The organism is Algoriphagus confluentis (genome assembly GCF_036245625.1).
GTDB lineage: Bacteria > Bacteroidota > Bacteroidia > Cytophagales > Cyclobacteriaceae > Algoriphagus > Algoriphagus confluentis.
The window spans coordinates 73,914-97,630 of the sequence record NZ_BTPD01000004.1; the positions used below are offsets into that span (position 1 = coordinate 73,914).

Genomic DNA, 23,717 nt, shown 5'->3' on the forward strand with positions numbered 1-23,717 from the left:
TTTGGGCTAAATTTACGCCAAATTTAGAATAGAGAAGTGGTTAAGATTGGAAATATAGAATTAGGTGACTTCCCGCTGCTGCTCGCACCGATGGAAGATGTGAGTGATCCACCTTTCCGGGCAGTATGCAAGCAGAATGGAGCTGACCTGATGTATACGGAATTTATCAGTTCGGAAGGACTGATTCGCGATGCGGCAAAAAGTGTCCAAAAGCTCGATGTCTACGACTACGAGCGCCCCATTGGCATTCAAATCTTCGGCAACGAGATCGAATCCATGAGGGAAGCGGCGGCCATCGCAGAGGAGGCAGGACCTGACATTTTGGATATCAACTACGGTTGTCCAGTTCACAAAGTAGCCTGCAAAGGTGCTGGAGCAGGAATACTCTTGGATATACCGAAAATGGTGTCCATGACCGCTGAGATTGTCAAGCGGGTAAATATTCCGGTGACCGTCAAAACCCGTCTGGGATGGAGTCATGAGACGATCAAAATCGTGGAAGTGGCCGAAAGACTTCAGGATGTAGGGATTCAGGCCATTTCCATTCATGCCCGAACCCGACAGCAGATGTACAAAGGAGAGGCAGATTGGTCCTGGCTGAATCTGGTCAAAGCCAACCCAAGGCTTCACATCCCGGTTTTTGGTAATGGAGATATTGATTCCCCTGAAAAGGCAGCTGAATACAAATCCAAATACCATGTGGATGGAATGATGATTGGTCGGGCATCCATTGGCTATCCTTGGATTTTCAATGAAATCAAGCATTATCTGGCCACAGGAGAGAAACTCCCTGCCCCGGATTTGGCAGAAAGACTGGCTGTAGCCAAAAAACACCTGGATTTTTCGATCGAATGGAAGGGCCAAAAACAGGGGATCCTGGAAATGCGAAGGCACTATACCAATTACTTCCGAGGTATGCCCAACTTCAAACCTTACCGCACAGAAATGGTCACAGCCGACACCTATTCCCAGGTCTGTGAAATCCTCGATCAGGTAGCAGAAGCCTATTCGGAATATGAATTTTAAAAATGAAATCAACCAGACCTCCCGATATTTTTCCGGAGGTCTTTTTTTTGAACTTTTATTTCTTTCCTTGCTTTCTTTTGCAATCCTAATTTGTCCTCACCCACATGAACTCCTCCTCCTCAGAAAACAGTCTGCTTAGCTGGGGCTTACTGACTTTACTCACCCTGATTTGGGGCAGCTCCTTTATTTTAATCAAACGAGGACTGGAGGTGTTCACCCCGGGAGAAGTAGGTGCCTATCGGATGGTGGCAGCAGCCTCCCTTTTGCTTCCCCTTTCCATTCCCCGGATAAAGAACCTGAACAAAACCCAAATTAAAAATCTTCTCATTTCGGGCATGTTGGGCAGTTTTATCCCCGCCTTCCTGTTTCCTATGGCCCAGACTCAGCTGAGCAGTTCTTTGACTGGGGTTTTGAATGCCTTGACGCCTCTTTTTGTGGTCGTGGTGGGGGCCCTATTCTTTGATGCCAAAATCACCCGAAGAAATCTCCTGGGATTGATTATTGCTTTTGCCGGAGTGATAGTTTTGGTAGCCTACAAGGAAGGCGGGGGCTGGAGTTCCCTGAGCGGAATCAATTCCTACGCCCTGTTTGTGATCGCAGCTTGCATTTGTTACAGCTTCAATCTCTATGTGATCAAAACCCGATTTACCAAACTTACTTCAATTGAAATCTCCTCGATTTCTCTATTGATGATCCTGCCGGTGGCCTTGATGTACCTTTTTGCAGGCACCCAATTCTCATACAAATTGGTCTCCCATCCGAATGCCTTAGAGGCCTTGGGCTATGTTACCCTACTTGGCATGGTGGGTACCGGTACTGCCCTCATTCTGTTCAATATCATGGTGAAGCGATCCGGACCTTTCTTTGCCAGCTTAGTCACTTACACCATTCCTATAGTAGCGATTTTGTGGGGTGTCTTGGATGGAGAGGTCTTGCTCTTGGGCCATTATTTTGGAATCGCAGCCGTTATTTTGGGGGTATGGGTAGGAAATAGAAAAAAAACTGGCTGATTTATTTTCCTTCCTGAAAAGCTTTCAATTCTTTTTTGCTCATTTCCGCTGTAACTACAGCTTGAGGATGAGCAACCTGAAACTTCTCAGGCTGATTGAATGCTACTTCTCCATTCTCTCCTACAAAAGTCACAGGGAAAGCTTCCATACTGAGTTTATTGGTATCCGTTTTTATTGGTCTGAGGTTAATCATTCGGACATGGGGACCTGAGGAGTAGTTTTCCCCGCCGGATTGGGCCAAAATATCACCTGGAAATACCAAATCGCCCTCCTTCACTCGGGATGTACCTGCTTTTAGCACAGATATTTTCGTGAATGTCCCATCTTCATGATACAGCTCGATGAAGTTTTCCGCCCGATTGAAACTCAAATTTTCTTTATTCCCTTCGTAGTCCATTTTCATATCTGAGACTATTCCTTTTCTCGGGGCTACGATCATGGTAGGGTTGGAAAAAGAAAAAGAGACTCCTACATAGCTGCCGGTCTTTTCTCCATCGGTCAATCTATCTGCAAGTGGATTCATCTGGGTAGCCACGACTTCCTGTCCGGCTTCCACAGGAATGAGGTAAAGAGGCTTTGTCTTTGATTTGGCGAATAGGTTGCCCCTCACATAAGAATACGAATATCTGTAGTTTGTCCCTTGTCCTGACAGGGTAGGTTTGAGGGTAGCAACTCTAGACCTGCCCGGAGAAGCCAATGCGGTGACATCTCCTCCACCGGGTGTAGTCATGTTTTGCAATTGGGAAAAATTGATCAAAACAGTATGGGGAATGGAAGTACGATTGATAGCATAGAGGGTAACTATTCCATCATTGTCGCGTTCCGATTCCATTTCAATTTGCCCAAAAGATACAAAGGGCACAGCGATGAGCGAGCAAAGGATAAAAAAGAGGGATTTCATTGCTAATTAATTTTCTTGGGAGGAAAACTAATAATAAAGACTCCAAAAACAAAACAATCATTGCTCGAAGTTGATTCTTTTTCTCCAGGCATAAGCCAGCATAGGGAGCTGCTGATAGGAGTTTACTCCGGCCTTTACTCCTTGGGTCTTGAGAAAGAGATCATTGGACTTTTTGGACAGTTCCAAAGAAAAAGGTTTGATTGCTTCCGCCGCTTCCCGGATGGATTGCAAGTCAGCCAGGACTCCATGATTGATGGTCTTGACCCAGGCTCTATATTTTTCCGGCTCCATCCGATAGTAATCTCTCATTTGATATTGGAGTAGTCTCAAATGTCCTGAATAGCGGAGCAGGTAATTTTCCGAATTGGCGCAGATGACCCAAGCGATAAAATTCGCCTCCCCCTCATCTGTTACTCCATAGCTATGGGCCATTTCATGGGCCACGGTAAATGGTTTCTCCAAAGGGTGCAGGGTGGGGTCAATGTAGCTCTCTCCGGTGAAAGGGAAATAGATCCCGAGAATTCCCATCTTTCGCATAAATCCGGGAGGAGGAAAAAGCTTAGTCCTGGGCCTTCCCGTGAAATTGAGGCCGAGAATTTCCAGGTTTTCACTCATATTGGAACGTACCAGAATCTCCAAATCCGAGTACGGAATCGTATTGACAATGGCCGTGGAGTCTTGAGAAAGCCGCGATCGGTAAAGTTCCACCAGCCTTTGGGTGAGTTTGATTTCAGATTCAATTTGCTCTAGGTTGAGCGATTGGGGCTTTAGTTCCAGTTGCTGAAAGATAGGCGTGCGCTGATAATTATAGCCCCAAAGGATTAGGAAAAAGAAAATCAATGCTCCTGCCCCATTGGCAAAAGCCTGTAAAGAATACATTATCTTCTCCTTCCAGCCTTTTCTTTTCGAAAAGCGATACAGATAAATCCCGATTACTAAAAATACCGAAGCCAAAAAAAGGTACACACTCGGAAAGGGCAAATACCCCAAGGTCAGGTCAACGACATTCCTTACTCCAGGGAAAAACTTTCGGGAATACAATTCATCAGTCAATTCGGCATTTTGCATGGCAAAATACCTTATTCCCAAGGCCAATACCCCAAGAAAAGCCCAGGACCAATCCCTTTTGCCCATATAAATTTACGCTTAGATTCCCTCTGCCACCACCTCCTTCACCTCAGGAAGCATACGGGTCAGCAGATTTTGGATTCCCGCTTTGAGTGTCACCGTACTGGATGGACAGCCGGAGCAGGAACCTTGAAGCAGGACTTTGACTACTCCGTCCTGAAAAGAATGAAAAACTATCGCTCCACCATCCTGCTCTACCGCGGGACGGATGTATTCGTCCAATATTCCTTTGATTTTTTTGACCACTTCCGAATCATTCTCATCAAAAAGCGGATCCTTTTCAAAACTGGCCTGAACAGCTTTTTGACCTGATTCAAGATACTGCTTGATATGATCCCGGATGATGGTTTGGATTTCCGGCCATTCCACGTCTTCGGACTTGGTCACTGTCACAAAATTGGAAGCGATAAATACCCGCTGCACCGCAGCAAAATTGAACAACTCCTTGGCCAATTGGCTGTTTCCAGTGCTTTCCACATCAGGAAAGTCAAAACTTACGCCCTCATCTACCAGCATAAAATTGGCTACAAACTTCAGGGAATTGGGATTGGGATTAGCCTCCATGTAGAGGTGGACAGGTCGGGCTTGAGCTTTGAGCATGGTATTCTTGATTTGATTGTAAAGAAAAACCAAAAAAGGCTCCGGAAGTTCCGAAGCCCTGTGTTTTTCCTGATTTTTAGGTGATTTAACACCAAATCATTAAGGAAGCTTACCTTTGGCTGCATACCAAATGCCTCCGTGCACATGCTGTAGAAAAACAGGATTGGCCCATGCAGCCTCCACGTGTCCCAAAGCAGTGTAAAAAACTCTACCCCCATCAAACTCATGATACCAAGCCATCGGGTGATTCGCTCCCATAGGTTTGGCGGGCTCATAGGTGGTCTCGTCCGCATTGATCAGGACCTTGATGGCCGGATTGATATTTCTGAATTCGTACAACTCATCAAACCAGAGCCAATTCTCAGGCAAATGCCAAGTAGAAGGGTGAGATTGATCCAAGACCTGCATTCTCAAAGTCTGTTGGCGTGGATGGGCCAGGAAATAGGCACCAATCATTTGATTGTACCACGGCCAATCGTATTCTGTATCGGTAGCGGAGTGGATCCCGACTACCCCTTTTCCACTTTGGACAAACTTTTGAAAAGCAGCTTTTTGAGCCTCATTGAAAATAGTCCCGGTGGTGCTCAGTAAAACCACCACATCGTATTTGGCGAGATTCTCCTCATTAAATTGATTGGCGTCCTCGGTGACATAGACTCCGAATCCATTTTCCTGACCGAGTTTTTTAACAGCTGCTACCCCCTCAGGGATGGATTGGTGACGGAATCCGGCAGTTTTGGAGAAGACCAAGACTCTGTATTGTGCGCCTCCTTGGGAAAGAGCAGAAAAGGCAATGCCAAGAATGAGGCAAAGCGTCAGTATGGTGGGTTTGAGATTCATAGTGTGTTGATGGTTAATGGGTTATTGATAAGGAAATTTCGGATTTCGGAAAGCCTAACCGACTTCCGGAATCCAATGTCTGAAGTTATTTGATCAGTGAAAATTTCTCACCGGCTTCTTTTCGTGAAAATGCATTGAAATGCCACCATTCGCTACCGATTCCTGTAAAACCTGCCCCTTTCATCACTTTTCTGAGGATTTCGCGATTGGCTATGTGGGTTTGGGTAATTTTTCCCTCGGCCAGCATCTGCTTTTCCCGGTCCGGATAGGCAGGATAGCCAAAGTAATCGTAGGTAGTACCCATATCCAAAACCGAATCCGCTTGGGTATCAAAAATGGTCAAATCCACGGCCACTCCAAAATTATGAAGTCCGCCAATTTTAGGATCCGCCACATAGAGGGGCTTGATACTGTCCGGCTTGTCCAGGCTATCCCAGAGAATCTGCTGAACACTTTGAGGCCGCACTCCATCGTAAATCAACAAGGTCAAGTGAGGAAATTCCCTTTGCAGGGCCTCATTGGCAGATTTTACACGCTGAGCTACTTCAGGCTGCAAATAACATCGAGTCAATTCCCCATAAACATCCTGACCAAAGAAATTATCCTCAGTAGAATACTTCAATTCCACCCTGATGCTAGGGTCCACAGTCTGAATGTCCACCAATCCCTGATCGATCAATTTCTGCTCAAGAGAAGAAATTGGGGCTGTTTTTTCCACAGTGGCAATGGGAGCGATTTCCTCCCGCTGCAGTTCAGAAAAGGTTTCCTGATCACTCTTGGGAGCAGAGCAGGCAAAAGCCAAGGCTATTCCGATCAAAGCCCAGTTTCTCATGAAGGCAGGTTTTTCTTGACCAAGGTCGCAGCAGCCTGGGCAGTGGGCAAAACCACAATATCTGCCAAAACCACATGGGGAGGCCTGTTTACCACAAACTCAACGATATCGGCAATATCCTGAGCCACTAGCGGTTCGTACCCTTGATAGACCGTCTCAGCACGTTTCTCATCTCCCTTGAATCGGACCAAGGAAAACTCTGTCTCCACCAAACCTGGATGAATGCCAATGACTTTGATGCCAAAAGGATTCAGGTCGATGCGCATGCCTTTGGTAATGGCATCTACCGCATGCTTGCTGCCACAGTATACATTCCCGTTGGGATAGACCTCCTTACCGGCAATGGAGCCAATATTGATAATAGTGCCCGAATTACGCTCCGTCATTCCGGGGATAATGGCTTTGGACACGTACAGCAAGCCCTTCACGTTGATATCCATCATGGCATCCCAATCGTCCAAACTCCCCGTTTGGATCGGGTCCATGCCATGGGCATTTCCTGCATTGTTGATCAGAACGTCAACTGTTGCCCATTCAGGGGGTAGATTTCCCAGGATTTCACCGACTTTTTCTCTGTCCCGGACGTCAAAAACCAGAGGCAAATAGCGGACAGTAGTAGGTAGTTCCGACTTTAATTCATCCAAGCGATCTTTTCTTCTCCCTGTAGCGATAATATCAAACCCCAATTTTGCGAGAGTAATCGCACAGGCTTTTCCGATTCCGGAGGTCGCTCCGGTAATCAGGGCAATTTTATTTTCCATGTTTTAAAGATAAAAGGATTGGAAGAACTTGTCCGCCGAGGCGGATTGGAAAAGTGATAAGATGGAAATTTAAGACCGAATAGTAGGACAGCTTGAACGATTTTGTAGGATATGGAATAAAGACAATTGGTCCTCTCAGATTAGAATTTCTCAATTCCAATCGAGACATTAAATTAAATTAGCTTTCAGTTAATAGACGACAAAAAACAATTACCACTAATCAAATAAATTATTTTAAACCGATTAAACCAAAATTAGACCATTTATCAGTAAAATATGGGGGGTGTAAATTTAATAGGCAACGAAGAATAAAGGTTTGATCTTTTACCTATGTTTAACTTAACTCAATGTTTTATGAAAAACTATCTCAAGTTTCTAGGGGTAATGTCCCTTGTTTTCCTTTAGACTACACTGAGCAGCATGCAGGTAGCCAATGCCCAAAGTCAACCAAATGGTGATTATTTATGTAAATGGGACAAAAAGTTAGAATGGTGCTTAATGTCCGCTAAGGATGGATATTGTGCCTATGGCGGTGATGGATGCCAGTCAACTATTCCAGAAGTCTTAGATTAAACTTGTTCAAATTAGAAAGACTACCTCATAAAACTTCTTCAAGCATAAATGATATCCAAAGTGTCCAGATAAGTCAAAATTGGACTAATAATGAGGAATCATCAAGGAATTCATTCCCCAAAACCGAAAATGAAATTCCGCTCAAGCTCTTTGGGAATGCTTCCGGATGAAATTGAATTAAGGTAGTCTTTCTCTTAAAAAAAGCCATGAAAAACCTTTCAATCCTTATTGGCATATTTTGCCTTGCTTCATGCTCCCAAGTAAAGGAGCATTCAACTGATCCCTTAAGCTACGTTTCTGATACAACTGTAATTTCTATTGACAGAAAAACCGAAAATTATGTTCGGGCAGTCCAGCATTTTGACGGTAAATTATATTGGTGGAATTCAAATCGATCCACAATAAGCGTTATTGATTTAGAGAGCCAACAGGTAGAAAAAACGATCAAGCTTGCAGAAGAGGGGCCGGATGGTTTAGGAATCGCTTTGGGTATTTTTGTAATCAATTCTGACAGTTTGATAATACCCAATATGTCCTACGAACTTAATTTAATTAATTCTCTTGGATCCAAATTGGCTAAGTTTGATTATTCTGAATTCTCAAAAATTAGTGTGGTGATACCATCGATGACTAGATATTCGAGCATGATTCAAACAAACAAAAAGGGGAGACTATATTTTGGGATGGAAGATTTAAAAAATCTACCAATAGAAGATATCGATGAAAAGGCATTAACAGAATACCCTCCAATTTTGAAACTTGATTTGGAAAAAGGGATTTTTGAATTTTTGGATTTTAAAGTTCCAAACTCAATTTTGAGGTATAATAACTCTATCGAATTTGGCATTTCAGCGAATAATTCCTCCATTCTTCTTCTCCATGGCCAAAGCAATATGCTCTTTGAAGTCGACTTTTCTGGAGAATCTTTTAATGAGCACCAATTGGAGTCAGAATTGATCACTAATTTTTCTAACGCCTATTTCCTCTCACCTAGGATGTCGAGTTCAATCGAGGAAAACATGAAATTGGCCTTCAAACATTCGGAAAATTTTGGATTGGAATTCGACCCTCATAAAAATTTACTTTACCGCTTTGGTTGGCCAGGGGAGGAAATTCCTGATGGTGTAAATACAACACAATTCAATTCCACTCCTCCATTTTACACATTAAGTGTTTACGATGGTTCCGATTTCTCCTTGATCAAAGAATTTACTCTCCCAAGAAACACCTACCTCGCCCATCATTATTTTGTAGATGAAAAAGGACTAAATCTTTTCCCTATGCATCCCGATAATCCCGAATTCAACGAGGATGAACTGGTGATTCATACGTTTGATTTTAGCGGGTTGAAGTAGGAATTAAAAGATTGAAAAATTGCTAACAAACGGAGTTCCTGCCCTACGAAGGGAAGGAGGTGAAGGATGAAAAGTGAAAAAGTTAGAATTTAGCAGTGTGTTCTAGACAGACGGTGGAAGTTCTTTTTCCCCTCGTAAATCTTACTTCTAAAATCGTAAATCAAATTCAGCTTCTCCACAAATACGGAAACAAAATATATCCCGTAGCTGCCACGATGGCATTGATCGCCAAAAGGCTCAGTAACTTGTCCGCGCTTACACTCCAGTCCAAGCCATCCAAGGCATTTTTGGATATTCGGATGGCCATCAGCAGAATCGGGATGATCACAGGGAAACTCAGTATAGCCATCAGCGTGGCGTTATTACCAGCTTTGGAAGCAATGCCACTGACCATCGTCAGACTAGCCGAAAAGCCCACCGATCCCAAGACTAGGTTGAGAAGGAAAAGCCCTTGATCCTGAACAGGATTTCCCAAAATCACCGAAAAAACGCCATAACCTAAAAGAGCCAAAATCAGCGTCAGTCCGGTGTTGTAGAGGATTTTCGAAACTATAATGGATTCAGGAGAAGCGATCATGTAGTAGTATAGCTGCCGACCCTGATGCTCTTGTACAAAGCTTTTTGCGACGGCATTCACCGCAGAAAAAAGAATAATAATCCAATACAGCGCATTCCAAGTCGGGATGGAAAGGTTACCCATTTTGGCACCAACACTCAAGTAGGTGATGAAAACTGCCGAAACCACATAGAGCAAAATCCCATTCAAGGCATATTTTTGTCTCCACTCGAGGGTGATTTCCTTTCGGATCAAAACCGAGATTTCCTTCCACATGCTTCAAAGTAAATACATTTTTGGCCACGAAGGCCTAAAGGAACCAAGGGATTTTGCACACTTCCTTTTTAGCTCACAGATGACACAGATCATCACAGATGGGTTTTTATCTGTGGGCATCCGTGCAATCTGTGAGAGCTAATCCTCAAAAGGCAGCTTATTTTAAACTACACTTGGGAAATCATTACCTAGAGAATCTATTTACTGAAGCTTTTTTTACTTACAGATTGCTCAGATTAGCACAGATTAGCTTTATTCTGTGTGAATCAGTGGAATCTGTGAGAGCCAAACTCATCTTTTGATTGGAAAGGATTCTCTTATTAGCTTTAGATTCTTCAATTCCAAGAATATGATTTTGAGTTATTTTCCCTCCCATTGGCTGAAGATTAGATGCAATTTGTCCTCTCGGAGTTTATTTCTTCCAATCTCTTTATTTCTGTTCTTTTCCTGTGCTGAAAAAAGCCCGGAAATCGACTACACCGACTGGTCTCATTACGGAGGACCGGAGGACGGATCCAGGTACTCGGCCCTTACCCAAATCACCCCAACTAATGTCGCCCAGCTCCAAGTAGCCTGGACCTACCATACCGAAGATGCCACTGAGCGAAGTCAGATTCAGTGTCAGCCCGTTGTAGTGGATGGACTGCTGTATGGAACCACTCCCAAGCTGAATGTTTTTGCACTTGATGCCTTTACTGGGGAAGAAGTATGGCGATTTGATCCCTTTCAGGTTTTGGGTGGGGAAAATTCATGGGCGGGTACAAATCGAGGAGTGACTTATTGGGAGGAAGGCGAGGATAAGCGGATTTTGTTTACCGCCGGCAATTGGCTGATGGCGGTGAATGCCTTGACTGGGGAGCCGATTTACAGCTTTGGAGATCAGGGCAAAGTAGATCTGAGAAAGGATCTGGATACCGACTTGGAGGACTTTCTGATTGTATCCAATTCGCCCGGGGTGGTTTTCGAAGACAAACTCATCCTGGGCATGCGCCTGTCCGAGGGCTTGGATGCTGCACCGGGTCATATCCGAGCCTACAATATCAAAACCGGAAAGCGGGAGTGGATTTTTCACACCATCCCTCATGAAGGCGAGGAAGGCTATGAGACTTGGGATCCCAAATACATCCGCCAAATCGGGGCAGCCAACAACTGGGCTGGAATGACCGTGGACCAAAGCCGTGGGATTGTTTTTGTCCCTACTGGCTCGGCTACGTATGACTTTTGGGGTGGATACCGCACGGGAGATAATCTGTACGCCAATTCCCTTTTGGCTTTGGATGCCCGTACCGGAAAAAGAATCTGGCATTTTCAGGCAGTGCATCATGATGTCTGGGACAGGGATTTCCCTGCCAATCCCAATCTGATCCGAATCAAAAAAGACGGAAAATGGATTGATGCAGTGGCTCAGATTTCCAAGCAAGGCATGACTTATGTTTTTGATCGGGAAACCGGGAAGCCCATCTGGCCCATCACAGAGACTCCCGTCACCCAAAGCGTAATGCCTGGAGAGGTGAGTTCGAAAACTCAGCCTATTCCTACCCTTCCAGAACCATTTATGAATATGGTCTTTGAGGAAAAAGATATCCTCAATCTCACTCCTGAATGGGAATCTGACATCCGAACTCAGCTCGAGGATGCCATTCTGGGTGATACTTGGGCACCTCCTCATCCAGAGAAGCCCATCGTGCTCTTCCCAGGAATGGATGGAGGCGGAGAATGGGGTGGAGCAGCTTTTGATCCGCAAACCCAAACGCTCTACGTGAATGCCAACCAAATCCCCTGGCTGATCGAAATGACTCCCAATGCCAGTTTCGGCAACGTTGGACTTTCCATCTACAGCAATTACTGCGGCAATTGTCATGGCCTAGACCGCAAGGGAAACCCTCCTGCATTACCCAGTTTGATAGGTTTGAAAGAGAAATACACAGCAGACTCCCTAAATCAACTCCTAGTGAAAGGTAGGGGAGCCATGCCTGCTTTTTCTCATATTTCTGCCGAGGAGAGAGGCGTTTTGGTAGATTTCCTGTTGGGGAAAGCAGATCAGGGAGACAAAAAAGAAATGGAAGCCGAAAGCTCCAAACTCTATCCCCGCTACTACATGAAGGGCTACAAGCGATTGGTTACCAAAGAAGGGATCTACGGCTCAAATCCTCCTTGGGGACTTTTGACGGCGATCGACATGAATACCGGCTTGAAGAAATGGCAGATTCCCTTGGGCTCTATTGATTCTTTGATAACCATGGGGTTTGAAAATACCGGCATTGAAAACTATGGTGGTCCGGTAGTCACAGCAGGAGGAGTTTTGTTTATCGCTGCGACCAAGGATGAGAAAATCCGAGCCTTTGACAAAGAAACAGGTCAACTCCTTTGGGAAGCCCAACTCCCCGCTGCAGGTCATGCCACTCCGGCGGTCTATGAGAAAGACGGGAAGCAGTTTCTGGTCATAGCCTGTGGGGGAGGAAAAGGGACAAAAAGTGGGGATGCTTATGTGGCATTTGCTTTGCCGGACTAAATTGAAATCAGGAATTCGTTTTTTGTCTGATCGATCCTTTATAAATTCCCATCATGAGTGATAAGCCCAAACCCATCTTTGACAAGCGCATCTTCTGGGATGTGAATTTTGAAGCCATCGATTATGACAAAAAATACAAGTTTGTCATCGAGCGGGTTTTTGAGCGGGGAGACACGCCTGATATCCGTAATTGCCGCAGATATTATGGGGATGAATTGATCGCAGAAGTTTTACTCAATGCAAAATACCTATCTGCGATGACAATGTATTTAGCAGCAGCAGTCATTGATCGTCCTGTAGAAGATTTCAGATGCTACAAACTCAGACAGTCGAACCCGGAACTCTTTCCTTACTAAAGGAGCTTTCTTCTCTACCCATACTGAAAAACTTTGGATTAGTAGGAGGAACTGCACTTTCTTTAAAATTCGGACATAGACTTTCGATTGATTTAGATTTATTTTCTCCCGAAAAATTCGAAAATGAAATTATGATCAATAATCTCCAAATTCATTTTGGAGAAAGATTGGCCATCCGCACGAGTCCACCTTGGTTTGGAATTTTTTGTTTTATCGATGAAATCAAAGTAGATCTAGTCAAACATCCTCATCCTATTTTAGGACCCGTAGAAACCATCGAAGAAATCCGCTTTTTCTCAGATAGAGATATCATGGCCATGAAGATTCAAGCCATTTTGGGTCGGGGAAAAAAGAAGGATTTTTGGGATATTTCCGAACTTCTTCAGCATTATTCTGTAGCTGATTTTATCCAATCCCATAAGGAAAAATACAGCACTCAAAACCTCCTCATCTCCATTCCACAAGTGATGGTGTATTTTCAGGATGCTGAGGAAGATGAAGATCCTGTAAGTCTAAAAGGGCAAACTTGGACAAGCGTGAAAAAGACCATCACCAAAAAGGTTGCGGCACATTTACGCTAGGTTTTTAAACTCCCTTGGGGTCATTCCTGTATGACTTTTAAAACTCCGGTTGAAATAGGAAAGATTCTCAAAGCCGACCCGGTAAGCAATCTCAGAAACCCCCAAATCAGTCTCCTGAAGCAATTTCTGGGCTTCGTTGATTCGAAGTTGCTGGAGGTATTGGGTGAAGGTCTTCCGGGTTCTCAATTTGAAAAAGCGGCAAAAGGCTTCCTTGGAGAGATGGGCCTGCCCTGCTACCTCTTCCAGTGTGATGGATCGAAAGCGATTTTCCAGAATAAATTGCATGACCCGGTTCATTCGGCTACCATCCTTTTCCGAAAGTCCCCGCATCAATCCCGGCTCATTTAACCGGACTAAATCCTCTCCTGCTTCCTCCAGCCAATTCAGCAATTGGAAAGCCAACTGAAAGCGATGAAGCCCCTCACTGTTTTCCGCCTGAGGGAAAAGAGATTTGATCCGTTCGGCAGTTTCACCCTGCACTTGAAAACACAAACCTTGGAACTCTTCAAATTTCCGCATAGACTGTAGCTCATCCAGTTCTCCCAAAGCCTTGCCCAAGGCTTGGAAATCAAAGAAAATGGTATTTCCTCCAGATTTTAATTCGGTGCCGTCTTCAAAATATTCCTGGTCGCTCCGAAAAACATGCGGAGCATTTTCTCCTAAAAAAAATAAATCTCCAGGCTGAAATCTCCCAACATAATCCCCACTGAGCAGCTGACCTTTTCCCTCCAAAATCACAGTCAACTGCAGCTGAGGATGCTGATGCAGCTTATCATAAAAATGTGCTCCTCTATCCTCCTGATAGCGAACAAACTCCCGCTGTGACTTGGGGACCTGAAAGGAAATCACTTTTGCCATGCTGCAAATAATATCAAATTGAGTGAAAGTAAGAGACAAATTTTATAAACAAATCAATTGGGTATCAAAAGGAACTAATCCAGTGAAAGAAATTGCCTCTTTGGTCTTTTACTTTTGATAAATAATCATCAAACCCTCTGGGTTAAAAATTGAAACTACTATGAACTGGAAAGGCGTATTCCCCGCGGTCACGACCAAATTTCACGCAGACGGAAGTCTGGATATGGACTTGTTTTTTAAAAATCTGGACTTCCAACTCGAAAGTGGAGTCCATGGGATCATCCTTGGCGGCACCTTGGGTGAGAGCTCGGTTTTGTCCCATGAAGAAAAAATCACCCTAACAGGAGAAACCGTAAAGTATATCAACGGGAGAGTCCCTGTAATCCTCAACATTGCCGAAGGGGCCACTCAAGACGCGCTCTTCTGGGCTAAAAAAGCGGAAGAACTCGGAGCTTCAGGCTTAATGATTTTGCCTCCGATGCGCTATGCTGCTGATGCGCGGGAAGTAGTTACTTATTTCAAAACCGTCGCCAATTCCACCCGACTACCAATGATGATCTATAACAATCCGGTGGATTACAAGACTTTGGTAACAATTGACATGTTTGCCGAACTGGCCGAGTGTGAAAATATCCAGGCCATCAAAGAATCCACCCGGGATATCTCCAATGTCACCCGCATGATCAACCGTTTCGGAGATCGATTCCAACTGCTTTGCGGAGTGGATACTTTGGCTTTGGAGGAATTGCTCATGGGAGCTGTGGGCTGGGTAGCCGGTTTGGTTTGTGCTTTTCCTAAAGAAACGGTGACCATTTTCAACCTGGTTCAGGAAGGGAAAATCGAAGAGGCCAGAGAAATCTACCGCTGGTTTTTGCCTTTGCTGGAGCTGGACATCCATCCAAAATTAGTTCAATACATTAAGCTCGCTGAGCAGCATTGCGGGGTGGGTTCTGAGCATGTGAGAGCACCTAGACTGACTCTGATCGGGGAAGAAAGAGCAAGAATTGAGAAGATAATTACTGAAGGATTGGCAAAAAGGCCGAAATTGTGATGAAGCCGGAAGAAGGAAGACAGAAGACGGAAGTGATCTTCGGCCCTCTACTTCTTCAATTTTCAAATCTTTCAATTTTCAAATCTTTCAATCCTTATGAACTTCGACTCCATCTTTCAAGAAGCCCAAGAAGCATTTCTTTTCTATAAAAACCTTCCAGGAAAAGAAAAAGGAGCCTTTTTGGAAACCCTTGCCGATACTTTAGAAAACAATCGTACTGAAATCGTCCCTTTAGCCGTGAAGGAATCTAATCTACCTGAAGGCCGAATCAACGGGGAATTGGGACGAACCACTGGCCAAATTCGGCTTTTCGCCAATTTGGTCAAGGAAGGATCTTGGGTAGAGGCCACGATAGATCCTGCAATGCCGGACCGAACTCCACTTCCTAGGGCAGATATTCGCCGAATGCTGACTCCACTGGGACCGGTAGTCGTCTTTGGAGCTAGCAATTTTCCTTTGGCTTTTTCTACTGCAGGAGGAGATACCATATCGGCCTTGGCTGCGGGCTGCCCGGTCATCTACAAAGCTCACCCCGCTCATCCTGAAACTTCCAAAAAAGTAGCGGATTGCATTCATCAAGCCATTCTCAAAAGCGGTCTTCCCTCGGCATTATTTACCCATATCGAAGGAGGAATCGCAGAAGGCCAAGCCTTAGTCCAGCATTCCTTGGCGAAAGCAGTGGCATTTACCGGTTCGCATGCCGGAGGAATGGCCTTGTTTGACTTGGCCAATCAGCGAAAAGAGCCGATCCCCGTATTTGCAGAAATGGGTTCGGTCAATCCGATCTTTTGCTTTCCCAAGAAACTGTCTGAAAACACTGAAGGATTGGCGAAAGCCTTCATCGCTTCTCTGACCTTGGGTGTAGGTCAATTTTGCACCAATCCGGGGCTGATCTTTGTACCTGAATCTCAGGCCAAAGGGTTTGAAGCGGCCATTGCTGCGGAGCTTAAAGACATTGCTGCAGCGCCTATGCTTCATCCAGGGATTGCTCAAGCTTATTACGATTCCATCCAGTTTCTGGAGTCTCGGGAAGAGCTCCGTTGGGTGAAAGTCGCAGACCCTAAGCATTTGATCAATGGCAGTACTGCCTTAGCTGAAATTAAGGCTCAGGATTGGCTTAAGGATTCACTTTTCCAAAAGGAAGTCTTCGGATCCTTCGCCATGATGGTGGTGTACCAGAGTGAGGAGGAGCTGTTGGAGATTGCCAAGCATCTTCACGGGCAGCTGACCATTACCGTATGGGCTGAGGAAGAGGAATTGAAAAACCAGCTGTTTCTAATCAGTCTTTTGGAGGAAAAATGCGGCCGATTACTCTTCAAAGGCGTTCCAACCGGGGTAGAAGTAGGCTATGCCATGCAGCATGGAGGACCTTTCCCTTCCACTTCAGCACCTAACAGCACCTCGGTCGGTGCCCATGCCATCAAGCGTTTTGCAAGACCAATCGCCTTTCAGGATATGCCCCAGGATCTGCTTCCCGATGCACTTCGAGAAGGAAATCCACTCGGGATTTGGAGAATGATAAATGGAACTTACACAAAGTGAATGACTAAGGAAATACGGTGAAACACAATAGAAATACACTTCGCTTTGCTCCGTGAAACATTTTCAGTCCAGAAGTTTTTCTATAAAATTTCGTCCCGCTTGCGGGACTTATTTCTAATGTATTTCAATAGTATTACAGCATTTAACTTAGAACCTCGAATATCTAATCTCAATGCCCTCAAGACACACCTTCTCCTGCATCGATGCCCACACTTGCGGTAATCCCGTGAGGGTAGTTTCCGGTGGGGTTCCTTTCCTGAAAGGGAATAATATGCTGGAAAAACGCCAGTATTTTCTGGAAAATCTGGATTGGATCCGAACGGGGCTGATGTTTGAGCCTCGGGGGCACGATATGATGTCAGGATCAATGCTTTTTCCTCCACATGATCCGGAAAACGACGTTGCAGTCCTATTTATCGAAACTTCCGGTTGCCTTCCAATGTGCGGACACGGCACCATAGGTACGATCACTATCGCCATCGAAGAAGGGTTGATTCATCCCAAGACACCTGGCTTCCTTCGAATGGAAGCTCCGGCAGGATTGGTTTTGGTAGAATACAAGCAGGAAGGCAAAAAAGTGAAATCGGTCAAGCTTACCAATGTCAAAAGCTACCTGGCCGCAGAAAATCTGGAAATTGAAATCGAGGAACTCGGCAAGCTGAGCGTGGACGTAGCCTATGGAGGCAACTTCTACTGCATCGTCGATCCTCAGCAAAATTTTCCTGGACTGGAGCCTTTCAAAGCGGAACAGTTGATTTCCATGGCTAGAAACCTTCGCCAAAAGATGAACGAGCACTACGACTTTGTGCATCCTGAACACGATCGGATTCGCGGGCTTTCCCATGTGATGTGGACGGGAAAAACGCTGGATGAAAGCAGCACGGCCCGAAATGCCGTTTTCTATGGGGACAAAGCCATTGATCGCTCCCCTTGCGGCACGGGCACTTCCGCTCGAATGGCCCAGTGGTTTGCCAAAGGTTGGTTGAAACCCGGAGATGAATTTGTCCATGAAAGTTTTATCGGCTCCAAGTTTATCGGAAGAATCGAAGAAGTCACCGAAATCGCAGGAAAGCCTGCTATCGTCCCCAGTATCGAAGGCTGGGCCAAGGTCTACGGGTACAACACCATCATCCTAGACGACGATGACCCCTACGTTCATGGATTTCAGGTAATCTAAGGGTAAAAAGAGACCTTTTGATCACTTTTATCGATGCTTTTGAGGGGCTAAATCGGCCCCTCTTCTTTTTGTAAAGGGATAATCCTTAAATTCAAAGGATTAACTTTCATTTTTGGTATGCAGGGGATTTTCAGAATCAGCGAAGCTTATGCTTTTATCTTGGTGTTTTCTGTTGTCTTTTCATCATTTGGAAGACAAAAGGACATTCTCTTTCAGGAGGAAAAACCTTTAGAACTTGAACTCACCACCCAATTCAAATCGCTGAAGGGTTCAGAATCGGACACCGTCTATTTTCCCACTTTTCTCAAGTACAAAAACGAATTTGGTATTACCGACTCAGTTCCCGTAGACCTAAGGGCAAGAGGCAATTCCCGCAGGAAACAATGCTATTTTATGCCGCTTTGGTTGAAGATTCCAAAGGGAGTTTCAAAAAACACTCCATTTCAGGGAAACAGAAGCCTCAAACTGGTCCTTCCCTGTCAGGAGGGCCCCGACTATGGAGAGCTAATCACGAAAGAATTTTTGGTCTACCAACTCTATCAAATAGTCAGTCCGATTCATTTCAGAACCCGCCGAGTCAATCTGACCCTCACCGACCAGCAAAACAAAAAGAAAAGGACCTATGCCCTCGTTGCCTTTGTCATCGAAGACGTGGATGAGGTAGCCAAAAAACATGATGCTAAAAAGATCAACTCCGGGATAATTTTCCCCCACTTGATCAATGACACCCTAGCCATGAAGCAGGATTTTTTCTCCTACATGATTGGCAATACCGATTGGTCCAACACCACCCAGCATAATGTCCGGATGCTGGATTTGAAGCAGGAGGAGAAGCACGTTCCTGTACCTTACGACTTCGATTACGCCGGTTTTGTCAACGCACCCTATGCCCTGCCCTACGACTACTTACCGATCAAATCTGTCACCGAACGACTTTATCGTGGAGTATGTAGAAATCCTGAACTCACGCAATGGGTTAAAAATGATTTCTTGGCGAAGGAAGACCGGTTTTTCCTAACGCTGGAAAAGTTCAAAACCGACCTTTCAGAACAGGAATTCCAAAAAGCCAAAGCCTATCTCCTTGAGTTTTTCGAAATCCTTAAAAACGAAGAGGCTTTTCAATCCCAAATGATTGGGACCTGTCAGGAATACATCGTAGGTGAATCAGCATAGGCAAAATTGGCCTGGAATCCTTTCTGCTTGGATTTTCCCTTTTTCTTCAGCGCCAAAAAATTATCAATCCAAAATAAAAACAGGTCAAATTAGGACCTGAAATTTCAGCTTTCCTAATCTATCTTCGCATTCTTAGGTAAAATAAACCCCATGAAGCCCACTCTCATCATCGGCGGAGGAATTGTAGGACTGTTTTCTGCCTATTTTCTTCAGAAAGAAGGCATTGAAGTCACTGTCCTTGACCGCACCGACCTGCAGGACAATTGCTCCACAGGCAATGCCGGGATGATTGTGCCGAGTCATATCATCCCTTTGGCCGCACCCGGTATGGTGACGAAGGGGATCACCTGGATGTTTTCTTCCAAAAGCCCATTCTATATCCATCCCAGACTGGATTACAAACTCTTGCAGTGGTGCCTCCTTTTTTTTAAATCTGCCAATGAAAAGCAAGTATCCAAGGCCATCCCTTATCTGAAAAATCTGAGTTTGCTCTCCAAAGCTCTTTACCTGACTTTCAAAGCAGAGCATCCGGAGGCGACTTTGGCACTTCAGGAAAAAGGACTGATGATGGCCTACCAGACCGAAGGAGTAGAAAAGGAAGAAGTGGAATTTGCCCATTTGGCCAGAAAATATGGCTTAGATGCCGAAATTCTATCTCCGGAAGATATCCGAAAAGTGGAACCCAACTTGGAGCTTAAAGCCCGTGGCGCTGTACTTTTCCCCGGAGATGCGCATTTGGACCCGGGAGCTTTGTATGGCTTTTTGAAAGGATATTTGGAAAAAAAGGGAGTAAAATTTCTTTCCAAAACCCAGGTCTCCGGATTTGAAAAATCAGGATCGAAGGTTGATGCTGTAATAACAGATCAGGGAAAAATTGAGGCAGAAAAAATCCTTCTCTGCGGAGGCTCCTGGTCTGGGGACTTGGCTCAGATGCTTGGATTTTCCTTGCCTATGATGGGAGGAAAAGGCTATTCCTTCCTACAAAAAAACCAACCCGAGATCAAACAGGCGACTATCCTAACCGAACAAAAAGTAGCTGTCAGTCCCTATGGGGAAACAGTTCGCTTTGGTGGCACGTTGGAAATTGCCGGCACTAACCAAAAAGTGGATATGCGCCGGGTTCAGGGTATTTTTGAATCCATCAACCGGTATTATCCCAGCTTTGAGGCCAAATTCCCTCAGGAAAAGGATATTTGGAAAGGATTGAGGCCCTGCTCTCCGGATGGGTTGCCTTACATCGGCTTTTCACCAAACTACTCTAATGTACTCGTGGGAAGTGGGCATTCCATGATGGGAATATCTCTTGCCCCGGCGACCGGAAAGTTGTTGGCAGAACTCCATCAGCAAAAGGACACCACAATGGAAATCGGAGGATTTGAAGTGGGAAGATTTAACTGAAGCATTTTCTTAATTACGCTCTATAAATGAAAAAAGCAGCGGAAAATTTACGCTGCTTTTTTGCTTAAAAGGAAAACTTGATCAGAATCCGACAAAAGCCGGAGGCTCTACTCCGTTGGCTCTCAAATAGGCAATCGCCGATCCTCGATGATGGGTGCTGTGATCAATTAAGAGGGCTTCTACTTGTCTTCTGGAGACCATATTCCCGAAAACTTCGATTTTTTCTGCTTCATCAGCAGCACTTAATCCCTGTACAGCAGCAGCACCATAATCATAGGCTTTGGCCACAAAATCTGCCAATTGGGCTCTAGTGGCAGTATTAACATCCAAGGAAGGCGTTTCAGCTCCTCCTTTGAGAAAGCCTTGGGAAATACCTACGATGGCGGTGCCGATATGATGAATCTGTTCTTTGAAGGACATGGCACCGGGATCAGTTTTGTAATCCATTCCTGAATCCGGCATTTTGGCCAAAACATCCAAAGTAAACTGCTTGCTGTTATTCCATTTGCTGAGAAACTCCTCCTTAGTCGTCTGAGCCTGAGCCAAAGATCCTATTGCCATTATTACCGCTGACAAAACTGCGACCACAGATACTTTAATTTTATTGATCATAACCATTCATTATTTGGTGGAATCTTAAAGTTCCCTATTTCCCTCATCAAATCAAATGGAAAACCTAATTTTAAGCCATGAAGAGAATGTTGGCATTTCTGATTGTAGGAACTCTGCTCAGTGCCTGCGAAAAAAATTGGCTTCCAAAACCTCCAGGGTATAATCGGATTGATTTACCTCCGCATGCCTTTCAGGAGCTGGAAAACAACTACCCCTATCAACTGGAATATTCACAGCACAGCTTGGTGGAGCCGGATTCATTCAACCTTTCTGAAAAAGCATGGATCAATCTCAATTACAGAGATTTTGGAGCTAAAGTTCATTTGACCTATAAGTCGATAGATGGGGAAACCGACTTTAAAACACTTTCCAACGACGCCTTCAAACTTACAGCCAAACACCAAATGAAAGCCTATGGAATAGAGGAGGGAGTGATTTTGACCCCAAACGGCTATACAGGAGTGGTCGCAGAGCTTACAGGCGAAGTGCCAACGCAATTCCAGTTTTTTGTGACCGATTCCACGGATCATTTTCTCCGGGGAGCACTCTATTTTTATACCGCAATGAAAAATGACTCGCTTGCTCCCGTGATCGAATACATCAAAATCGACATGACCCACTTGATGAATACTGTCAAATTCAAAGAATAAAAAATCCTGCTCTCAGGTCAGAGCAGGATTTTCTTAAAACAAGGATTGAAAACTTAATTTAGTTTTTTCCAAGACTTAAGGATAATAAATCCACCCCCAAGAGCAATTACGGCTGCAATGAATCCGGGGACTACTTCTCCGTAGATAAAAAATCCGGTTGAAAACAAGGCCGAATACACCATAAACGTACCCGTAATCATCAATCCTATTTCTTTTCCTAAAGTACCCACAACTACCTGCTCCGAAGGGTATCTGTCCAGGACTTTTCTCCAACCTAGGGCTGCAGGAGTAACTTTTCGATAGAAGGCGAGTAAAACCTCATCCTTCTCCGGTTGGGTCAAAAAGGTGACAATCAACCATCCTACAGTGGTAATCGAAACAGAGTAAATCAACTTCAGGTAAGATTGATCCGAAGGAATATCGATCAAGCCCAGCTTGGGATTGATCACTTCAAAGAAAATCGCCACCACGAAGGAAATAGCCATAGCCGAAATCTCCGTGTAGGCATTGATCCTCCACCAAAACCAGCGTAGGATAAAAATCAAACCGGTACCAGCTCCGATCTGCAGCAAAATCTGAAAGGCATCCAAAGCAGAGGAAAGCGCCAGGGCTAAGACAGCCGAAAAGCCCATCAGCAATACGGTGGAAATTCTTCCCACAGCCACCAATTGCTTATCCGAAGCATCCGGCTTAATGAAGCGAAGGTAGAAGTCATTGACTACGTAGCTTGAGCCCCAGTTGAGATGGGTGGACAGCGTGGACATCACCGCAGCAATCAAAGAAGCCAATACAATCCCAACCAAACCTGTAGGTAGAAAAGAAAGCATGGCAGGATAAGCCAAATCATCCCCCAATTTATCTACCGGAATATGAGGAAAAGCCTCCTGAAGGTCAGAGATATTCGGGAAAATGACCAAAGAGGAAAGTGCGACAATTATCCATGGCCAAGGTCTCAAGGCATAGTGGGCCACGTTAAAGAATAAGGTAGCTCCTATTGCATTTTTTTCATCCTTGGCAGATAGCATCCGCTGAGCAATGTAGCCCCCACCGCCAGGCTCTGCACCCGGATACCAAGTCGCCCACCACTGTATGGCTATCGGCAGAATGAAAATCGGAATATACACATTGGGATCAGAAAAATCGGGGAGAAAATCCAATTTGGTGGATACCACCTCATGGGCCAAAAGATTGTTTAAGGAACCAATTTCTGGCAAATCCAAAATATAAAATGCCGCTCCGAAGGAACCGATAATCGCAATAAAGAATTGAAAAAAGTCGGTCAACAATACCCCCTTCAGGCCACCCAAAGAGCTGTAAATCACGGTGACAACAGAAGCAATCAAAAGCGTTTGAACAGGGGAAAGACCCAGCATCACACCACCGATTTTGATTGCAGCAAGGGAAACAGTCGCCATAATGACCACATTAAAAAACACCCCCAAATAGATAGCTCGAAAAGCTCTCAAAAAGGCCGCACCTTTGCCTGAATAGCGCAATTCATAAAACTCCAAATCGGTAGTCACTTCAGATCTTCTCCAGAGCTTAGCATAGACAAATACCGTCAGCATCCCTGTCAAAAGGAAAGCCCACCAGGCCCAGTTTCCCGCAACTCCGTTTTTACGGACAATATCGGTGACCAAGTTGGGAGTATCAGCTGAGAAAGTAGTTGCCACCATCGACACACCCAAAAGCCACCAGGGCATATTTCGTCCGGAGAGAAAGAATTCCTTTGCCGAGCTCCCGGCCGATTTGGCAGTAAATAATCCTATCAATAAAGAGATGATAAAGAAGGCAGCAATGATGGCCCAATCCAGGGTGCTTACATTCATAGGGTTTGGGGTTAATTTTGGAAACCAATTAACAAAAAAATTTTCTTAAGAAGTGAAGTCTTTTTTAATTTTTTTGAAAAATTAGCGCGAATAAAGAAATGTTCATCTAATTTCCTTCAG

Annotated in this window: 22 protein-coding genes and 1 pseudogene; 13 read left to right on the top strand and 10 right to left on the bottom strand. The window is 44.8% G+C overall.

Annotation, left to right across the window (positions count from 1 at the left end; all coding sequences use genetic code 11):
• The first annotated feature begins 36 nt into the window (after window positions 1–36).
• Both dusB and AAA943_RS06780 read left to right on the top strand, forming a co-directional pair.
• Window positions 37–1,026 (top strand): tRNA dihydrouridine synthase DusB, encoded by a 990-nt coding sequence (gene dusB, locus AAA943_RS06775; protein WP_338223475.1) that lies wholly within the window; start codon window positions 37–39, stop codon window positions 1,024–1,026.
• A gap of 104 nt (window positions 1,027–1,130) precedes the next feature.
• Entirely contained in the window at window positions 1,131–2,036 is a 906-nt protein-coding gene (locus tag AAA943_RS06780) for a DMT family transporter (protein WP_338223476.1), read from the top strand.
• Between the two features lies 1 nt (window position 2,037).
• On the opposite strand, the gene AAA943_RS06785 is transcribed toward AAA943_RS06780, so the two are convergent.
• The 6 genes from AAA943_RS06785 to AAA943_RS06810 form a co-directional block, all read right to left on the bottom strand.
• A complete protein-coding gene (locus tag AAA943_RS06785; protein WP_338223477.1) occupies window positions 2,038–2,937 on the bottom strand; it encodes a M23 family metallopeptidase in 900 nt (299 codons plus the stop codon).
• 57 nt (window positions 2,938–2,994) lie between these two features.
• On the bottom strand, window positions 2,995–4,071 hold the full coding sequence (locus AAA943_RS06790) for a DUF3810 domain-containing protein (RefSeq protein ID WP_338223478.1): 1,077 nt from the start codon (window positions 4,069–4,071) through the stop codon (window positions 2,995–2,997).
• Window positions 4,072–4,083: 12 nt separating this feature from the next.
• Entirely contained in the window at window positions 4,084–4,665 is a 582-nt protein-coding gene (locus AAA943_RS06795) for a NifU family protein (RefSeq protein ID WP_338223479.1), read from the bottom strand.
• A 99-nt stretch (window positions 4,666–4,764) separates the two neighbouring features.
• Window positions 4,765–5,505, bottom strand: coding sequence for a ThuA domain-containing protein (locus tag AAA943_RS06800; protein ID WP_338223480.1), 741 nt, complete (start codon window positions 5,503–5,505; stop codon window positions 4,765–4,767).
• Window positions 5,506–5,590: 85 nt separating this feature from the next.
• The gene (locus tag AAA943_RS06805) at window positions 5,591–6,337 is read right to left on the bottom strand and encodes a M15 family metallopeptidase (RefSeq protein ID WP_338223481.1); all 747 of its coding nucleotides are present in this window, start codon (window positions 6,335–6,337) and stop codon (window positions 5,591–5,593) included.
• Window positions 6,334–7,098 (bottom strand): SDR family NAD(P)-dependent oxidoreductase, encoded by a 765-nt coding sequence (locus tag AAA943_RS06810; RefSeq protein ID WP_338223482.1) that lies wholly within the window; start codon window positions 7,096–7,098, stop codon window positions 6,334–6,336. Before AAA943_RS06810 ends, AAA943_RS06805 begins: the two co-directional genes overlap by 4 nt.
• 779 nt (window positions 7,099–7,877) lie before the next feature.
• Between AAA943_RS06810 and AAA943_RS06815 the strand changes: the two genes are divergently transcribed.
• Complete coding sequence (locus AAA943_RS06815; protein ID WP_338223483.1) at window positions 7,878–9,026, top strand: DUF4221 family protein; 1,149 nt, start codon at window positions 7,878–7,880, stop codon at window positions 9,024–9,026.
• Window positions 9,027–9,192: 166 nt separating this feature from the next.
• On the opposite strand, the gene AAA943_RS06820 is transcribed toward AAA943_RS06815, so the two are convergent.
• On the bottom strand, window positions 9,193–9,858 hold the full coding sequence (locus AAA943_RS06820; protein WP_338223484.1) for a heme exporter protein CcmB: 666 nt from the start codon (window positions 9,856–9,858) through the stop codon (window positions 9,193–9,195).
• 349 nt (window positions 9,859–10,207) lie between these two features.
• Here AAA943_RS06820 and AAA943_RS06825 point away from each other — a divergent pair, with 349 nt between their 5' ends.
• The 4 genes and pseudogenes from AAA943_RS06825 to AAA943_RS06835 all read left to right on the top strand — a co-directional run bounded on the left by AAA943_RS06825 (window position 10,208) and on the right by AAA943_RS06835 (window position 13,307).
• Window positions 10,208–12,370, top strand: a complete 2,163-nt coding sequence (locus tag AAA943_RS06825) for an outer membrane protein assembly factor BamB family protein (protein WP_420915595.1) — start codon at window positions 10,208–10,210, stop codon at window positions 12,368–12,370.
• A gap of 53 nt (window positions 12,371–12,423) precedes the next feature.
• Window positions 12,424–12,726, top strand: a complete 303-nt coding sequence (locus tag AAA943_RS06830) for a DUF6922 domain-containing protein (RefSeq protein ID WP_338223486.1) — start codon at window positions 12,424–12,426, stop codon at window positions 12,724–12,726.
• Window positions 12,681–12,785: pseudogene (locus tag AAA943_RS21875) on the top strand (nucleotidyl transferase AbiEii/AbiGii toxin family protein); the annotation flags it as partial. The gene AAA943_RS06830 and the pseudogene AAA943_RS21875, both read left to right, overlap by 46 nt.
• A 72-nt stretch (window positions 12,786–12,857) precedes the next feature.
• Complete coding sequence (locus tag AAA943_RS06835) at window positions 12,858–13,307, top strand: nucleotidyl transferase AbiEii/AbiGii toxin family protein (protein WP_338223487.1); 450 nt, start codon at window positions 12,858–12,860, stop codon at window positions 13,305–13,307.
• Here AAA943_RS06835 and AAA943_RS06840 read toward each other — a convergent pair.
• Window positions 13,299–14,165, bottom strand: coding sequence for an AraC family transcriptional regulator (locus tag AAA943_RS06840; RefSeq protein ID WP_338223488.1), 867 nt, complete (start codon window positions 14,163–14,165; stop codon window positions 13,299–13,301). The two genes, AAA943_RS06835 and AAA943_RS06840, sit on opposite strands and share 9 nt — an antisense overlap.
• Before the next feature lie 160 nt (window positions 14,166–14,325).
• Between AAA943_RS06840 and AAA943_RS06845 the strand changes: the two genes are divergently transcribed.
• The 5 genes from AAA943_RS06845 to AAA943_RS06865 all read left to right on the top strand — a co-directional run bounded on the left by AAA943_RS06845 (window position 14,326) and on the right by AAA943_RS06865 (window position 20,506).
• Window positions 14,326–15,216 carry a dihydrodipicolinate synthase family protein gene (locus tag AAA943_RS06845; protein WP_338223489.1) on the top strand — a complete coding sequence of 297 codons (891 nt, stop codon included), beginning with the start codon at window positions 14,326–14,328 and terminating at the stop codon, window positions 15,214–15,216.
• 96 nt (window positions 15,217–15,312) lie between these two features.
• A complete protein-coding gene (locus AAA943_RS06850; RefSeq protein WP_338223490.1) occupies window positions 15,313–16,758 on the top strand; it encodes an aldehyde dehydrogenase (NADP(+)) in 1,446 nt (481 codons plus the stop codon).
• A 172-nt stretch (window positions 16,759–16,930) separates the two neighbouring features.
• A complete protein-coding gene (locus AAA943_RS06855) occupies window positions 16,931–17,935 on the top strand; it encodes a 4-hydroxyproline epimerase (protein ID WP_338223491.1) in 1,005 nt (334 codons plus the stop codon).
• Window positions 17,936–18,052: 117 nt separating this feature from the next.
• The gene (locus AAA943_RS06860) at window positions 18,053–19,108 is read left to right on the top strand and encodes a hypothetical protein (protein ID WP_338223492.1); all 1,056 of its coding nucleotides are present in this window, start codon (window positions 18,053–18,055) and stop codon (window positions 19,106–19,108) included.
• Between the two features lie 150 nt (window positions 19,109–19,258).
• Entirely contained in the window at window positions 19,259–20,506 is a 1,248-nt protein-coding gene (locus AAA943_RS06865) for an NAD(P)/FAD-dependent oxidoreductase (protein ID WP_338223493.1), read from the top strand.
• 81 nt (window positions 20,507–20,587) lie between these two features.
• On the opposite strand, the gene AAA943_RS06870 is transcribed toward AAA943_RS06865, so the two are convergent.
• Window positions 20,588–21,118, bottom strand: a complete 531-nt coding sequence (locus tag AAA943_RS06870) for a DinB family protein (protein WP_338223494.1) — start codon at window positions 21,116–21,118, stop codon at window positions 20,588–20,590.
• A gap of 77 nt (window positions 21,119–21,195) precedes the next feature.
• Between AAA943_RS06870 and gldD the strand changes: the two genes are divergently transcribed.
• Window positions 21,196–21,768: a gliding motility lipoprotein GldD gene (gldD, locus tag AAA943_RS06875; RefSeq protein ID WP_338223495.1), complete on the top strand. Its 573-nt coding sequence runs from the start codon at window positions 21,196–21,198 to the stop codon at window positions 21,766–21,768.
• 53 nt (window positions 21,769–21,821) lie between these two features.
• Here the strand turns inward: gldD and AAA943_RS06880 are convergent, their stop codons facing one another.
• Window positions 21,822–23,597 (bottom strand): sodium:solute symporter family protein, encoded by a 1,776-nt coding sequence (locus AAA943_RS06880; protein ID WP_338223496.1) that lies wholly within the window; start codon window positions 23,595–23,597, stop codon window positions 21,822–21,824.
• Window positions 23,598–23,717: the final 120 nt, after the last annotated feature.